Consider the following 16477-nt stretch of genomic DNA (forward strand, 5'->3'; position numbering starts at 1 on the left):
AAGGGAATTTGGTTTTAGAATATTGAGCAACAAACGCAGAAGGGAAACTCAATTGTTTGTTAGAGAGAAAGTGATATGTATTGACAGTTTATCCAGTTTTAAAAAGAGAAACGACCTTTTTTATAGGTCGTTTTTTTATTCTTTATTATCAGCATCAGAGTTTAGATAGTTTAAAACATATTCAATAATCGATAAATATAATCGAGATCTTTTTCTGAACGATTAGGATCATCGGCTCTTTTTCTTAGCTCATCTTCGATTTTTCTGGCACTCGATGTGTTTCCTGATAAATCAATCGGGTTATTATTTGGATCATTTGATCTGCCCAAAGGATCGTTTTTTTTATCACGGGATGCTTTATTAGCAGAAGAGGGGTCTTCTTGAGGAGTATTCGCCGTGAATACAGGGAAGAAATTAGAGAATTTTTGAGCTTGTTGTTGCATATTTTCCTTGGCTGATTGTTTGCCTTTTTGTAAATCGACGAGAGCTTTTTGTTGTGCTTCAGCAGCTTTTTGATCATTTTTATCTTGTAAAAATTGATGTGCTTCATCCATATCCTGTTGAGCCTCATCAAGGTTTTGAATAGGTTGCTTGGTAATTGCTTGTATTTGCTCTTGTATTTTCTTTAGTTCTTCCTTCAAAGTTTGCTGTGCTTGTGCTGTTTGCTCTGCAGAAGGCAAAGGTTGCTCATGTTTTTCAGCTGGTTTTTGAGGTGTGATTTGTTTCAATAATTCAGGAGTAGAAAGCTGATTTAAATCTTGATTAGGACGTAACAGAATAGGCACGGATTGATTAAGTCTGGCATAGCTTTGATTTAATAAATCTTGTTGTTTTTTGGTAAGAGCTTCTAAATCTTTCGTCAGCTTTTCCATTTCTTTTTGAGATTTAACATGGTCTTCCAGCTTTTTTAAGTCTTCGGCTGTTGCATTGCGCATTGTGCTTAAAACTTGATTGGTATATTCTAATTGCTGCATAGCTTTGTCCATGTCACCATTTTCCATAGTTTTGGACATTTCTTTGAACATATCTTGAAAAGAGCGTGTGCTGGTAAATTGGACTTCTTTCCCATCAGAATCTTGGGGATGATCTTTGGCATTTTGCCTTGCCATCGCGATCATTTTTTGTGCAACGGCATTTTGTAATCGTTCCAATCTTCTGTTTAGTTCTTGTCGATCTTGATTGGTTATATTTTCTTTGCCAAGCTTTTGCATTTTATCAAGCTGTTCTTGCACATTTGCTTGTGCCGCGCGGATTTCTATATTTGCTTTGGCAATTTCGGAATTACTGTTTTTTCTTTCCTCTGTATCAATCGTTAATTCCCATAGACGAGACAAGGCTTCGGTTTTTACTTGTGATGTATTGTTACGTGCATTTTCAAGGTAATAAATAATGCCTATATAGTTCAAAAACAGATCATAATCATTAAAAGTGTCTGGAATATTTTGTAATTGGATTAACGCATTGATGGTGTCTGTTCTGGACAGTTGATCTGTTCCATAAGATTGTCGAATTTGATCGAGTTTTTGAGCAATAGGAGAGGAAAAAACGCGTTTCGGCAATGTAAAATCAACTATTTCGCTTTTTGATATTTGCCCAGTGACATCTGTTGCGCTTAACATTGCTTGGGCATGACTGCCAGCCCAAATGCTATTTGATAAATCTTTATATATTGTTTGTGTGATGTTTTTAGGGTGATCGCCTAAAGGTAAAGTATAAGAAAGTATATTTTCTTTTGGATGCTTGCTGTCTTTGGGTAATGTAACGGTCAATGTTAAAGATTGAATACCATAATGTTGCGTTGCTTTGAACGGAAATGCCGTTTTCCAATCATACTGGCTCTTTTGAATTGGGGCAGTCCATGTAATCTGAGCAGGGAGGTTTTTGGGAAGGTTAAAAGTCCAAGTGGCTATAATACGCCCTCTGCTTTTAATCTCTAATTTGCCTGAGTTTTGAATGGTTCCTTCAACCTGCCATTGGTTATTTTCAAGTTGTTGAGTGGAAATATAATCCAGAACAATGTTTTTTTCTGGATTGATTAGATCAGGTGCTTGCTTAAGGTCAGATAAAGCGATATGCAAGCGCGCTTTGGGATCGGTCGCAATGGTTTCTGTTATCGATTTAATATAAATGGGCGCAGTTCCACTATAAGCAGGTGGAATAATCCATGCTTGGATTTTGGGCAAAGGCATTGTGATGTCATCATATCCTGGACGCATTGCAGACAGTAAACGTGAAGAGGAACTATGATGATGTGAGACAAAAATTGCTGTAAAAATACATAAGGTAACGATAGCTATACGATTTAAAAGTAGATATCTTTTAAATATTCTGGGAAAATTGACTTTTAATTTTGGAAAGTTTTTGTAAATTCTTTTTAAATGATGATTCCAAACCTCTTGGCTATTTTCTTGAACAGGCGTGTCATATAAGGTTTGTAAAGGTTGATGAGACAGTTTATTAATCTGTTCTAATCTTTGTAATCTTTCTTTGAAAGAAGGCAAAGGAATATGTTTGATTTGATAGATAATCATCCCAAGACTGCTGATACTTAATATTAAAAGTATCAATGCACGCAAAATATCAGGCAGACATTGAGGAATCCCCAGCAACCCAAAACAAAGATATATCCCCCATAAAGAGAGAAAAGATAAAAAAATTGGCCAATATTTTTCAATAACTGTATTAATTTTGGTTAAGAAAATGGCTTTTTTAATCTGTGCTTTATGGTCTGGGGATATATTCATTAATTTACAAAATATGTTAAGAGTTTTTAGGATACCAAGAAGGAATCAATTCATCCTTCCATAAATCTTCGATCGTTTGGCGTGGTTGAATAATGGCTGATTGATTGCCAGACACCATAATTTGTGCCGCCATAGGACGCGCATTATAAGTGGAGCTCATCACACTGCCATACGCACCAGCGTCCAAAATAGCAACAAAATCTCCTGGTTGCAAATTTGGTAATAAGCGATCCCTTGCAAAAATATCGCTGGATTCACAAACAGGACCATCAATGTTCAAAGTACGATAGGGACGTTGATATATTTCTGGATTGATTGGCAAAATTCCATGCCATGAATCATACATTGCGGGGCGTACCAAATCATTCATTGCAGCATCAATGATAATGAAAGGTGCTGCATCCGAACCGTTGCTTTTATGCATGACAACTTTGCCGATCAGAACCCCAGATGGACCAACAAGCCAACGACCTGGTTCTATGCCAAGTTTTAGGTTCAAAGGTGCCAGAACTTCTTTCATTAATCCAGCAATTGCATCAGGGCTGGCTTCTTGTTCATCATGATAAGAAATGCCAAACCCACCACCACAATCTAACGTAGAGACCTTTAGTCCTTGGCTGCGTGCTTCTTTAATCAGGTCAACCATTTTGACAAAGGCTTGACGGTAAGGGGCGGTTGAAGAAATCTGACTGCCGATATGGACATCAAACCCGAGTGGAGTGATATTTGGCAATTCATAGGCTTCTTTATAAACCTCAATCGCTTGTTTATAAGCAATGCCGAATTTATTTTCAGCCAGTCCTGTGGTGATTTTATGATGAGTTTTTGCGTCTACATCAGGGTTAATTCGCAAACAAATCGCTGCATTTTTCCCGATGGATACAGCGATTTTTGAGAGTAAATGTAATTCTTCGCGGCTTTCTACATTAATTTGTGCAATTTCTGTTTCAATGGCGAGGCGTAATTCATCTTCTGTTTTACCAACACCAGAAAAGCATATTTTTGATGGCGAAATACCAGCCTTTAAAGCACGTTGTAATTCTCCACCACTGACAATATCAGCCCCAGCACCTTCTTTAGCTAATAAATCCAATATGGCTAAATGACCGTTTGCTTTCATTGCATAATGAATAGAAACATCTAGTTGTTCATCTTTGAAAGCTTGGTCTAATTTTAGATATCTTGATTTCAAGATATCTGCATTGATAACCCATGTGGGGCTGCCATATTCAGTTGCAATCGCCTTTAAAGAAGTTTGTCCGAAATATAAACCTTCTTTTGCATCAATTGTAAAATCTGGATGATTTTGCAATAACATCTGTAGGTTAGGGGAAAGCGATTGAATGGGCGAATTCATGGAAGTAAAAAGCCTTTGCATTAAATATGATAATTTTAAAAATGTTACGCTGTTAGAGTAAGAGAAACGATAAATTTACTTTATCTATTCTTGCTAAAACGTGCAAATAAGAATCAACTAAATTATCAAGAAAGTATACTTGTAAATCCCTTGAAGAAAAGATGATCTTGTCATGATAGCAAGAAACAGAGAATAGAAATAAAATAATATACTCGTTATCATCTCCATTTAAAATTATATTTAGATATTAAAGTGAAATTATCGATGTTCTTATTCAGAGTATTTTTATTGATTAACATTACGATCGGAACGGTTGTTTTAAATAATATATGTGTCATGGCACAAACGATCCAAACGCCTCAACTGCCAGGGCTAAATGAGGATAACGAACATCGACAAATCGTCAATAATTCAGAAAACCCGTGGCAAGTGATTGGTAGAGTACAAACCAATGCAGGTCAAAAATGCACGGGATTTTTAATAGCACCTCGAATTGTTGTGACGGCTGCACATTGTTTGTGGATTCCAAAAACACAACATTTTTTTGCGCCTCAATCGATTTATTTTTTGCTGGGATATCAGCGACAAAAATATAAAATTGCCTCACGAGTACAGCGTATCCTTTCAACCCAGCAATATCGTCAATTGATGTTAGATAAAACCCCAAATGATGTAATTTCAGATCGTGTCTATTTATTATTACCAAAAGATATTATATCACCAACAAAATTGATACCTCTTGCCAAAGAATTGCCAAAAGCGAATACGCCCATTTGGTTAGGAGGATATGAACAAGATCGTATAGAAGTTTTATATGCAGATAAAAATTGCTTTGTTCAACGCATTATTCAAATTCCTAATGCACTTTCTAAATTATTCCACACTTGCCAAGCAACATATGGCAGTAGTGGGGCACCTCTATTTGCCAAAAATTCCGAAGGGAAATGGACAATCATCGGCATACAAATTGCTGCATATGAAAAAAAAGCAGGGGGTATCGCTGGTTCTTTAACAGAAAGCAGTCATGAATAAATGTACTTGATAGTACATACTATCAAGCACCAGACAATATCAATCTATAGGTGGATAACTACGAGGATAAGTGACTTTATCCGCAGGCCCTGGTGGTTTTGGTGACCCTTTGCGCCCACAACCAGAAAGCTGTATGGTTACAACTGTTAAGCAGCTGAGCACTAAGCATAAAGAAATATATCTTTTCATGATTAATCCTGTAATAATTGAATCCATTTTTGAGCCTGCGCGCTTACATTACTGGGAGCGGTGCCACCTTCGCTGGTGCGTGATGCTAACGACGATTCAACACTTAGCACTGAAAAAATATCTTGAGTAATGTTAGGCTCAATTTTTTGCATGTCTGCCAAAGGAACTTGATCCAAAGTCAGATTTTTTTGTTCCGCAAGACTTACAATTTGACCTGTTACATGATGTGCAGTACGGAAAGGCATTTGTAGTTTTTGGACTAACCAATCTGCCAAATCAGTTGCAGTTGAAAATCCAGATCCAGCCCAACGGCGCATATTTTCTTTGTTGGCTTTTAAATCGCCAATCATGCCAGAGCAAGCCGCTAAACAAAGCATCATGGTGTCTGTGGCTGCAAAAACCTGTTCTTTGTCCTCTTGCATATCTTTGGCATAAGCCAAAGGCAATCCTTTCATGACGGTAAGCAATCCAATCAAAGCCCCAGAAACACGACCAATTTTTGCACGAACTAGTTCCGCTGCATCAGGATTACGCTTTTGTGGCATAATAGATGAGCCAGTTGTATAAGCATCTGATAATTTAATGAATGAAAATGGAGAGGAACACCAAATAACAATTTCTTCTGCTATTCTGGACAAATGCATTGCCATAATCGAAAGAGCTGATAAATATTCCAAAGCAAAATCACGATCTGATACAGCATCCAAAGAATTTGCCATTGGACGATCAAAGTCTAATAATTTAGCCGTCATTTGTCGATCAATTGGGAAAGATGTGCCTGCTAATGCCGCAGCGCCCAAAGGGCTTTCATTCAATCGTTGACGTGCGTCGATTAAACGTCCCGTATCACGAGATAACATTTCAACATAAGCAAGTAAGTGATGACCAAAAGTGACAGGCTGTGCAGATTGTAAATGCGTAAAGCCAGGCATTGGGGTGTCTGCATATTCTTGTGCTCGAGTTGCTAAGGTAAGCATCAAGTGTTTTGCAGAAATAATCATTTCATCAATATTATCACGAACCCATAGGCGAAAATCGGTTGCCACTTGGTCATTTCTTGAACGTCCAGTATGTAATCTTTTACCAGCTTCACCGATATTATTCGCTAGGCGTGCCTCGATATTCATATGGATATCTTCAAGAGCGCGACTAAACTCAAATTGATTATCTTCAATTTCGTTTTTGATTTGCTGTAATCCGTTGTGAATCGATTGTTTATCTTGTTCAGAGATAATACCAACCTTAGCCAACATTTCTGAATGTGCTAATGATCCTTTGATATCTTGCTGCCATAACCTTTTATCAAAATCAATAGATGCATTAATTTGCTCCATAATTGCCGAAGGACCTTCGGCAAAACGTCCGCCCCATTGTTGATTGGCTAGTTTTTTGTTGTTATCTTGTGTCAAAAAAATAGTGCTCCTAGAATATTGATGTATATTGTAATGAGTTTTGATATATTTATAATAGCAAATTGTTCAAAAGTCATTTGGATATAACGTGTGACCAATAATAAAACTTCATTCTATATCAAAAGTGAGCATAGAATAAAATTAAAAGATAAACATGTTCTCTCTGACAAAAAAATGTTGGAAGATATGTCAAGATGGATCAATCTGAATAAAAATATACCTGAGTGGCAAAAAACTATTTTATCTCGTTTTGGGTCTTTGCCTGCGATGTTGTTGGCAAGCAAAGATGAGCTGCAAAACGGTTTAGATTTACCAGAAAAAGAATCTGCAAATATTAAATTGTTCCACGAGGTTTCTTTACGTTTGTTAAAAGAAAAGATTTATCACTGTAATATTTTACGTCACAAAAAGAAGTTAATAAATTACCTAATTGCCTCTCTTGCGCGCAAGCAAACAGAATATTTTTTAATTTATTTTTTAAGTGAAGACGGAACTGTTCTCCAAGAAAGTTTGCAAGGGAATGGAACCGTTAATACAACATTTTTATATATAAGAGAAGTTACAAAAAGTGCCATTCAGTGCAATGCATCACAGTTAATCATGGTGCATAATCATCCCACTGGTGTTGCAGAGCCATCGGATTCTGATAAAAAATTAACAGAGATGGTTGTGCATGCCTTGAAAGTCGTTAATATTCAAGTGGTCGATCATCTAATTATTGGAAATGGTTGTTATTTTTCTTTTGAAGAAAATAATTTAATTACTCCTTCGAATATAAATCTTGTAACATAGCTTGTATCCCAAATTCGCCAGGCAAGCTGTTATATGGGAAAAGAATATTAACATGTCCCATCTTACGTCCAGGTTTGGCGATTTCTTTGCCATATAAATGACCAATCAGCCCTGGGGTCGCCATAATCTTTGACCAGAGTGCCATATCTTCTGGACCTATAAGATTTTTCATTACTGCATCAGAGTGTCTGATTGCTGGAGGTAAAGGAAGTCCCGCCACGGCACGAATATGCATTTCAAATTGATCGATAGGACAGGCATTCATTGTCCAATGACCAGAATTATGCGGTCTGGGAGCGATTTCATTAACCAGAATTTTTCCATTACAATCTATAAATAATTCAACCCCAAGAATACCAACCAAATCTAATGAACTGGCAAGGTGAACCGCCAGCTCTTGCACTTGTTGTCTGACTTCTAGTTGAATGCGTGCAGGGACGAGGGTTAAATCCAAAATACTATTTTTATGCTGATTTTCAGCAACATCAAACGTTTGTATATTACCATCAATATTACGCACAACCATGACGCTGACTTCACAAGCAAAATCAACCTTTTTTTCAGCAATCAAGGGATGGGGCTTTAACGTATTGAACGCGGTTTCAAATTCTTCTTGATTATGTATAATTGCTTGACCTTTGCCATCATATCCAAGCCGTGTTGTTTTTAATATAAAAGGATAGCCAAGGTCTGACCCTGCTTTTGTCCCATCATTTACATGGTCAATTTGTAACCATTGCGTTGTTGGGATATCATGATTATTAAGAAAAGATTTTTCCAAAATACGATCTTGGCTGATTCGCAAAATATGTCCAGAAGGATGAACAGGGCGTATGGACGATAAAAGATCAATACCTTTTGCATCTATATTTTCAAATTCAAATGTAATGACGTCGACATTTTTGGCAAAAGATTCCAATATTTGTGGATCATCATAAGCACCAATTGTGGTATGAGAAGCTACTTGCCCTGCTGGAGGATTGGAAATGTCAGATAAAATATGGGTTTTAAATCCAAGTCGAGACGCAGCAACAGCTGACATACGTCCCAGCTGCCCTCCGCCAACTATACCAATGGTAGAATTAGGAGAAAGCATTGAAAACCTCTTTGTAAATAAAATTTATGATTATACAGGTGTTAACGCAACAGATTCTGTTTGTTGAGTGCGCCATTCAATTAAGCGTTTCTCAATTTGTGGATCAGACAAAGCAAGAATGGATGTCGCCATAATAGCCGCATTAATAGCCCCAGCTTTACCAATGGCCAATGTTCCAACAGGAATACCAGCAGGCATTTGTACAATGGAAAGCAAGCTATCTTGACCACTCAAAGTATGGGTCTGCATAGGAACCCCAAGTACGGGGAGATGTGTCCAAGCAGCGGTCATCCCTGGTAAATGCGCAGCCCCACCAGCACCCGCAATAATCACTTTAATCCCTTGTGATGCAGCACTGGTTGAATAGTCTCTTAGACGATCAGGTGTACGATGTGCTGAAACAATTTTGACTTCATGAGGAATTTTAAGCTCTTGAAGGAGCGTCACAGCATTGCTCATGATCTCCCAATCAGATTGGCTGCCCATAATAATGCCAACAAGAGGTATATTGTGTTCAGATATAGACATAATTTTACTCTTGGTCTGAAGATTCAGTTTTGTCTGAATATCCAGCAAATATCTGATTTACATCATATTCTGGTTCTTGTTTGCTAGAAGGCGTTGGTGAAGCAAATGCATCCTCTAAAGATTCAGTTGTTGGAACCACTGGGGTTTCAATCCCTTCCTTGGCAAACCGTTCATTACCTTCGGCAATAGCAGCATTTAAATCCATTTGACTGCATAACCCTAGGATAACAGGATCACGGGGTTTAATATTAGGAGAATTCCAGTGTTGTTTGTCTCTAACTTTAGCGATTGTATCTTTGGTTGTACCTAATAATTTTGCAATTTGTTGATCAAGTAATTGAGGGTAATTACGAAGCAAGAAAGCAATCGCATCAGGGCGATCATTTCTTTTGGAAATAGGGGTGTATCTGGCTCCTTTAGAGCGTCTAACAATTTGCATTCTTGAAGAAGATAAACGCAATTTGCGAGACGAATCTGCTTCGCAGCGTGAGATTTCTTCTTGGGTTAATTGTCCATTTGACACAGGGTCATAGCCAATTATGCTTTGTGCAACTTCACCATCAGCAATTGCTTGTACTTCCAAAGGGTGCATACCGCAAAAATCTGCAATTTGAGTAAAGGTTAATGCAGTTTTTTCAATTAACCATACTGCAGTTGCTTTTGGCATAAGAGGTAAAGTCATAATCGTCCTATGAAATAATATAGAGTCAGAACTAGATAATAATTATTATATAAAACAAGATACATACCCTAGCTTATATAATAATTATCATGGTAAAAGCAAATAAATTTAGAGTTAAGAAAAGATGGTCTCTTCTTAACTCTAATAAACATTTTGTTAGCGATCATCAAAAGAACCAATTAGCTCTTTTTTTGACCAATACCAGCAAAACGTTTGTTAAATTTAGCAACTTGACCACGAGAATCATTGATACGTTGCACACCAGTCCAGGCTGGATGAGACTTTGGATCAATATCAAGACGTAAGGTATCTCCACTTTTACCATAGCAAGAGCGGGTTTTGAATTCAGTACCATCTGTCATGACAACAGTAATTTCGTGATACTCTGGGTGAATATCGGCTTTCATGATTTTCTCTTAAACAGACTATAAAACTCCGCTCACTGACGGAGAAACAGGTTACCTTATAAACTTTTTATAAATTGAAATCAATCCATTCTCTATAATCTTTTTTAATTTTTACTTTTTTTTTCGTATTGGCAATACATATATATAAGAATATTGTTTGTATATAAGAATATTGTTTGAATAATATGGCTTTCATATAGAAATAAAGGAACAAAAAAATGAGTGACGATCAAATATCGATTAAATCCAAAACCCCCAAGTGGCTGTTGGATTTCCAAGCATTTATTATGCGTGGAAATGTGATTGATTTGGCTGTAGGTATCATTGTTGGTGCTGCTTTTACCGGCATAGTAAATAGTTTAGTCAAAGATATTTTAAATCCCGTTATTGGTTTAATTGTTGGGGGCATAGATTTCAGCAATATTTTCATAACATTAAAAGGACAGCATGTTCAAACTCTGGCAGAAGCACAAAAGATTGGTGCTGTGACATTAAATGTTGGTGTTTTTTTAAATGCTGTTATTCAATTTGTTATTGTTGGTTTTGCAGTCTTTTGGTTCGTTAGAATTTTGAATAAATTTTATATAAGCACCAAGAAAAAAGAAGCCGAAGCACCCAAAAAACCATCAAATGAAGAAGTTTTATTGGGTGAAATCAGAGATGCTTTGGTTGCACAAAGTAAAAATAATAGTTAAATAAAGCGATGTATTACCGATATGCAAAGTTTTGATGAATGAAAAGAACAAAGTGTTTGTTGATTGTTGCTCTTTTGTTATCCCCATTAGGGGGATGTCAAATGGATGGAGCAAACAACTCTTTGGACGTGCCAACACCGCGTTCTGTTGCAAAAAATTATTTATTCGTTCATGGGATGTGTATGGGATATCTACAAAGCCCGTTAGTGACCAAGGATCAATTTAATGTTTTGTTTCAATTGGATCAACAGGCGAAACTATCTATAATCAGAGCGCTTGATAATCCAAGTCAAGCGCATTTAGAGCAAGCTGAATATTTAATGAAACAAATTATTACTTTTCTTACAGTCAGCAAGACATAGCGTTATTAATAAAAAAGGTAGCTCATGATAAACTACCTTTTTTTGTGTATAATGATATCAGTCTACTACGAAATTTTCTTAGCGCGTCTTCTTAAGCTTCCTTCTTCCATAAATAGAAGTAATGGTGCAGCAATGAATATCGAAGAGGATGTTCCCACAACAATACCAAATAACATGACCCAAGCAAAACCAGATAACGATGCTCCACCAAAAAGAGCAAGGGGTAAGGCGGCTAAAAATACGGTTAAAGAAGTTGCAAGGGTTCGACTTAGCGTTTCATTGATGGACATATCGATTAACTCACGAATTGGCATCGAATGATATTTACGTAAATTTTCTCTGACACGATCATAGACAACCACTTTATCGTTGGTGGAGTATCCTAAGATCGTTAAAAGAGCAGCAACCATCACCAAGTCAAATTCAAAATGCGTGATGACTAAGAAACCAATGGCTTTGGTAAGATCTAAAATAAGGGTAATAATGGCACTGATCGCGAATTCCCATTCGAATCTGAACCAAATATACAGCATAATCATCAGCAAACTGAACCCTAAAGCCAGTAAACCATGTCGAAATAGTTCAGATGAAACAGAGGCTCCAACCGCATCAGCACGGACAATTTTTGTGCCATCTTGTGCAGAAGTTACTGCTTGTTTTACTTGGTTAATTAAGGTTTGTGTTGCTTCGGCATTATTTTCTTTGGGCGCATCCAAACGGATTAAAACACTGTTTTTAGCCCCGAATTGCTGCAAGCCAGCTGCAGAAATATGCGCCTGATTTAATTCCATCCGGATTTTTGCAAAATCAGCAGGACCTTGAGTTTGTGCTTCAACAACGATACCGCCACGAAAATCAAGCCCAAGGGTTAAACCTGGGTGAAAAAAGAGGATCAAAGACGCAATAGAGAGAACCGCAGAAGTAATTAACCCAATAAAGCGCCCACGCATAAAGTTAATTTTAGTGCCATGGGGGACTAAATGTAATAAAGGACGTCCTAGCATGTTCTTTCTTTCAAACTGGTAATTCTTTGGGACGAGTAACCGCATACCAGCGGATAATCAACATCCAAGACAAGCATAAAGTCGTAAAGATTGTGGTCACAATACCAATGGTAATGGTTAACGCAAATCCACGAACTGGTCCTGTGCCAAAAATAAAGAGCATTACGTGAGATAAAAATGCGGTTACATTACTATCAATAATGGTGCTTAACGCTCTGTCAAATCCTGCTTGTAAAGCATTCAAGGGGGTTCTTCCGTTACGAACTTCCTCTCTGATACGTTCATTAATTAAGATGTTCGCATCAACAGCCATACCAAGGGTCAATAACATCCCTGCCATACCTGGCAAGGTTAATGTTGCTTCGAACAATGATAAAATAGCGGTCATTAAAATAAGGTTAGCAAATAACGCAATATCTGCATAAAATCCAAAATGACCGTAGAAAACAAGCATAAAAACGATAACCAAAGCAAAACCAACAGCAAGGCTAATCGCGCCAGCACGGATTGCATCCTCACCCAAAGAAGCCCCGATTGTACGTTCTTCGATGATTTTTAATGGTGCTGGCAAAGCCCCAGAACGTAACATTAATGCAAGGTCAGTGGCTTTTTGTACTGTAAACCCACCGGTGATTTGACCACTGCCACCAGGAATAACACCTTTGATTACGGGGGCTGTAATGACTTGATTATCCAACACAATCGCAAAAGGTTTGCCAATATTAGCTCTGGTTACGTTGGCAAAAGCTTGGGCACCAGCTGTATCAAATTGAAAGTTAACCGCATATTCGCCATTTTGTTGATCCATCCCCGCACTGGCGTTGGTAAGCTCTGAGCCATCAACTTCAATATGGTCACGAATAGGCAATTTTTTGGATGGGTCTTCCATCATTGGCATAAAGGTTACACCAGGTGGAGGGAAGTCAGGGTTAGTTGCATTTTCATCCAACAGATGAAATGTCATTTTTGCTGTTGTACCCAATAATTTCTTAATGCGCTCAGGATCATCAACACCAGGAAGCTGAACAATAATGCGATCTTCGCCTTGACGCGTAATCGAAGGATCAACAGCTCCTGTTGCATCAATACGTTTTCTGACAATCTCAATCGATTGTGCAATGGCATCGCTGCCACGTTGTTTCATCGCATCTTCGGAAAGAGTCAGCGTAATTTGATCGTTTGGAGCATCGCTGATGCTAAACTCATTAATAACAGCTTTTGGCATTCCTTTGAGCGCTTTTAACACAGCATCTTTTTCAGAGGGGCTGCGTAAAGTAAAGCTGATCGTGTGATCTTTGTCAGAGCTATGAATATCTTTATAGCCTAAATCTTTGGAGATTAAGGTTTGACGGATGTTATCGCTAAGGGTTTGTAGTCGATTTTTAGTAAGTACATTCAAATCAATTTGCATTAATAAATAAGAGCCACCCCGTAAATCCAACCCTAAATGGATTTGACGCCATGGAATTTTTGGCGAGGGAGCAGACATAAAATTCGGTAAACATAATAATAGCCCAATAAAACAGGTAAGAATAACCAGGGCTAGCTTCTTGCGGCTGTAATACATCATCGCAGTAACGACTAAATCCTTATTTATAGACCATAATGGACTAAAAATGGTTGATGAAAACGCTTAACGACGATGTCGTTATGACGTATGGAGTGAAATATCTTCTTTTGGCTATAAAGCTAAAATTTGTTCAAGTTTAAAGTTATATAAAACAAAATCGCGCACGATAAAATAGCATAATATAAAATCGTTGCTTATTTTACACTGTTATAGGCAAAAAAACCATAAGGAAAGAATATATTTTAATTATAATTTTTTAGGCAAGATATTTTTATTGTTTGTTAATAAAAGGGTTCAATTGTAAATTATTAATAAAATATTCATTTTAATAATGATATGGATGAGACCATCAAAAAATATTTTTGTTATAAAAAATTTGAAATATAGTTTTCTTTCGTTATGGCATCGTAAAAACAAGTACACGTAACTAAAAATAAGAGGACATTTTTATGGTAAAGAAAAATATTTTTATTCTGCTTATGGTGTGTCATCATGATTTTAAATAGTTTTAAATTAAAAGAGTTCAGCATGAAAGAAAAAATATTATTAAAAGTAGGGATCGCAGGAGCAGGGTATTTTGGACGATTTCATGCGTTAAAAGCTGCAGCATCTTTGCGTGAGGAACTAATTGGGATTTATGACCCTGTCATAGAAAATGCTGAGCGTGTTGGGAAAGAGGCTGGCAAAGTTCCTTATATGCCGTTGGATCAGTTATTGGATCAATGTGATGCGTTGATTATTGCTGCCCCAGCCGAGGAACATTATAAGCTGGCGGTTCAAGCTATTCAAGCTGGCAAGCATGTTCTCATTGAAAAACCAATTGCTTCGACATTAGAGCAAGCAGATCATTTGATCGAGCTTTCCAAGGAAAAAAATGTCGTTTTGCAAGTTGGACATTTATTACGTTATTCTGCTGAACAAAAAGCCATTAGCGAACGTATTCAGCGTCCTCTTTATATTGAAACCACGCGTATAGCGCCTTTTAAACCTCGTGGGGTTGATGTGTCTGTTGTTTTGGATTTAATGATCCATGACTTAGATTTAGTAATGACCATTGTAAATTCTCCGATTGATAAAGTCGATGCATTGGGGGCAGCAGTGACTTCTGAATTCGAAGATATCGCCAATGCACGGGTGACGTTTCAAAATGGTTGTGTTGCAACGATCGCTGCCAGTCGGATTTCTTTAAAAACAGAACGTAAGATGAGGATTTTCTCTGAAGAAGGGTATTTATCCGCAGATTTTATGGAAAAACAATTGGTGATGATTGGTCGAGAAAAAGGCTTGCCTTTGCCTGGCACGAATGGGTTCAGACGTGAAGCTGTTAAATGGAAAGATCATGATAATTTAGAGCAAGAACATGCAGCCTTTGCAGCTTCTTGCCTTGATGGCGCGCCTGTGATTGTCGATGCTGTGGCAGGACGGAATGCGCTGGAAGCTGCTTTGGCGGTGATTAATAGTGTGAAAGAGTCAAGAGAACGGATGCAAGCATCTGGGTTGTTAAGTCCAAAGAGGATGAGTTTTTAGAGTTATTGCAAGCTATAATAATGATCGTAGGAGTATTGTTATGAATGATGATAAAAGCCTAATTAATGTTGATTTAGGAATTTCCATAGAAATAAAGGCAGATTTAGCTCCTATTATCAAAGCTACTCCTAAAGGATTTAAATATTTATCATTGTTACTTTTTGGAAAACGAGAAGTAAAAAATGAGAGGTATATAAGATTATTAAAAGCACAGACGGATGTTGATGAAAAAGAGATTTTAGAAGGAAAACTACTTTTTAATCCTAAAGAAAATACATTACTTGCCACATCTCAAAATTTTAAACAACAACTCGTTGGGGCAATACAAGATGAAGAAATACAAAATTTAATCGCTTGTAGTATCAAGACTGCCGAAAATGTCGGAGAAGGTGAAACAGAGAAAGAACCGTCCCAAGACTTTATTAATCGTTGGCGCAATGATGCGAAACAAATCCATAGTGAAGAATTACAAAATATATGGGGGCGATTAATGGCAGAGGAAATTAATAATCCCGATAGTATTAGTTTAAGGACGCTTGATGTAGTTAAGAATATTTCAAGAAGTGAAGCCGAACTTTTCGTTCAATATTTAAAATACATATGTAATTGGAGATGTTTGATTGCATATAAAGCGAATGAAAATGATCCTATTCATGAGGGGTATAGAGTATTTGTGCAACCAAAGCCTATAATTAATCGAAATGAATTGGTGACATTGCGAGATGCAGGGATAATTTTGGACGTTGATACAGTATCGGGCAATTGGTTGCCTTTAGTAAAAGATAATAAAAATATTTATTATAGTTTTACGATGAATTATTGTTTTTATGTTTTTGCTGATGAAGTAAAAATGACACCTAGGGTTCATTTTCTTGAGCTTACTAAAGCTGCACAAGATGTTTTCCTGATATTATGTCAAGATAAAGATATTAGGCAATGTAATAGACAAGATGCAATTGATTTTATTGAGGTAATAAGGCAAGATTTGCTAGATTGTGGAGCAAATCATATTTATTTTGGTTATATAGAAAACGATGGTCAAGTTGCTGAATATGAAAAATATTTTTTCTAAAATATTAC

At 37.0% G+C, this 16477-nt stretch carries 16 protein-coding genes; 6 read left to right on the forward strand and 10 right to left on the reverse strand.

Annotated elements, in window-relative coordinates; genetic code table 11:
- Positions 1-170: 170 nt before the first annotated feature.
- Both QJV33_RS10320 and lysA read right to left on the reverse strand, forming a co-directional pair.
- Positions 171-2744 (reverse strand): DUF4175 family protein, encoded by a 2574-nt coding sequence (locus QJV33_RS10320; RefSeq protein WP_281463246.1) that lies wholly within the window; start codon positions 2742-2744, stop codon positions 171-173.
- A gap of 16 nt (positions 2745-2760) precedes the next feature.
- Entirely contained in the window at positions 2761-4101 is a 1341-nt protein-coding gene (gene lysA / locus QJV33_RS10325; protein WP_281463247.1) for a diaminopimelate decarboxylase, read from the reverse strand.
- A 264-nt stretch (positions 4102-4365) separates the two neighbouring features.
- On the opposite strand from lysA, the gene QJV33_RS10330 reads away from it, so the two are divergent.
- Positions 4366-5133 carry a trypsin-like serine peptidase gene (locus tag QJV33_RS10330; RefSeq protein WP_281463248.1) on the forward strand — a complete coding sequence of 256 codons (768 nt, stop codon included), beginning with the start codon at positions 4366-4368 and terminating at the stop codon, positions 5131-5133.
- A gap of 39 nt (positions 5134-5172) precedes the next feature.
- On the opposite strand, the gene QJV33_RS10335 is transcribed toward QJV33_RS10330, so the two are convergent.
- A complete protein-coding gene (locus QJV33_RS10335; protein WP_281463249.1) occupies positions 5173-5349 on the reverse strand; it encodes a hypothetical protein in 177 nt (58 codons plus the stop codon).
- Positions 5325-6731: an argininosuccinate lyase gene (gene argH, locus QJV33_RS10340; protein WP_281463250.1), complete on the reverse strand. Its 1407-nt coding sequence runs from the start codon at positions 6729-6731 to the stop codon at positions 5325-5327. Before argH ends, QJV33_RS10335 begins: the two co-directional genes overlap by 25 nt.
- Before the next feature lie 93 nt (positions 6732-6824).
- Between argH and QJV33_RS10345 the strand changes: the two genes are divergently transcribed.
- Complete coding sequence (locus tag QJV33_RS10345) at positions 6825-7526, forward strand: JAB domain-containing protein (RefSeq protein ID WP_281463251.1); 702 nt, start codon at positions 6825-6827, stop codon at positions 7524-7526.
- On the opposite strand, the gene QJV33_RS10350 is transcribed toward QJV33_RS10345, so the two are convergent.
- From QJV33_RS10350 to rpmE, 4 genes are all read right to left on the reverse strand, one after another.
- Positions 7495-8622, reverse strand: coding sequence for a 5-(carboxyamino)imidazole ribonucleotide synthase (locus QJV33_RS10350; RefSeq protein ID WP_281463252.1), 1128 nt, complete (start codon positions 8620-8622; stop codon positions 7495-7497). The two genes, QJV33_RS10345 and QJV33_RS10350, sit on opposite strands and share 32 nt — an antisense overlap.
- Before the next feature lie 30 nt (positions 8623-8652).
- Positions 8653-9150: a 5-(carboxyamino)imidazole ribonucleotide mutase gene (gene purE, locus QJV33_RS10355; protein ID WP_281463253.1), complete on the reverse strand. Its 498-nt coding sequence runs from the start codon at positions 9148-9150 to the stop codon at positions 8653-8655.
- A 4-nt stretch (positions 9151-9154) separates the two neighbouring features.
- The gene (locus QJV33_RS10360; protein WP_456305231.1) at positions 9155-9835 is read right to left on the reverse strand and encodes a DUF1013 domain-containing protein; all 681 of its coding nucleotides are present in this window, start codon (positions 9833-9835) and stop codon (positions 9155-9157) included.
- 176 nt (positions 9836-10011) lie between these two features.
- Positions 10012-10239: a 50S ribosomal protein L31 gene (gene rpmE, locus QJV33_RS10365; RefSeq protein WP_271788600.1), complete on the reverse strand. Its 228-nt coding sequence runs from the start codon at positions 10237-10239 to the stop codon at positions 10012-10014.
- Positions 10240-10457: 218 nt separating this feature from the next.
- On the opposite strand from rpmE, the gene mscL reads away from it, so the two are divergent.
- Both mscL and QJV33_RS10375 read left to right on the forward strand, forming a co-directional pair.
- Positions 10458-10934, forward strand: coding sequence for a large-conductance mechanosensitive channel protein MscL (gene mscL / locus QJV33_RS10370; RefSeq protein ID WP_281463255.1), 477 nt, complete (start codon positions 10458-10460; stop codon positions 10932-10934).
- A gap of 38 nt (positions 10935-10972) precedes the next feature.
- Positions 10973-11296 carry a hypothetical protein gene (locus tag QJV33_RS10375; RefSeq protein ID WP_281463256.1) on the forward strand — a complete coding sequence of 108 codons (324 nt, stop codon included), beginning with the start codon at positions 10973-10975 and terminating at the stop codon, positions 11294-11296.
- A 65-nt stretch (positions 11297-11361) separates the two neighbouring features.
- On the opposite strand, the gene secF is transcribed toward QJV33_RS10375, so the two are convergent.
- Positions 11362-12300 (reverse strand): protein translocase subunit SecF, encoded by a 939-nt coding sequence (secF, locus tag QJV33_RS10380; RefSeq protein ID WP_281463257.1) that lies wholly within the window; start codon positions 12298-12300, stop codon positions 11362-11364.
- Between the two features lie 10 nt (positions 12301-12310).
- Entirely contained in the window at positions 12311-13870 is a 1560-nt protein-coding gene (gene secD, locus QJV33_RS10385) for a protein translocase subunit SecD (protein WP_456305227.1), read from the reverse strand.
- A 492-nt stretch (positions 13871-14362) separates the two neighbouring features.
- Here secD and QJV33_RS10390 point away from each other — a divergent pair, with 492 nt between their 5' ends.
- Both QJV33_RS10390 and QJV33_RS10395 read left to right on the forward strand, forming a co-directional pair.
- Positions 14363-15397 (forward strand): Gfo/Idh/MocA family protein, encoded by a 1035-nt coding sequence (locus QJV33_RS10390; protein ID WP_281463258.1) that lies wholly within the window; start codon positions 14363-14365, stop codon positions 15395-15397.
- Between the two features lie 40 nt (positions 15398-15437).
- Positions 15438-16469, forward strand: a complete 1032-nt coding sequence (locus QJV33_RS10395; RefSeq protein WP_281463259.1) for a DUF2806 domain-containing protein — start codon at positions 15438-15440, stop codon at positions 16467-16469.
- Positions 16470-16477 lie beyond the last annotated feature (8 nt).

The sequence above is a fragment of the Commensalibacter nepenthis genome (genome assembly GCF_029953305.1).
Lineage (GTDB): Bacteria > Pseudomonadota > Alphaproteobacteria > Acetobacterales > Acetobacteraceae > Commensalibacter > Commensalibacter nepenthis.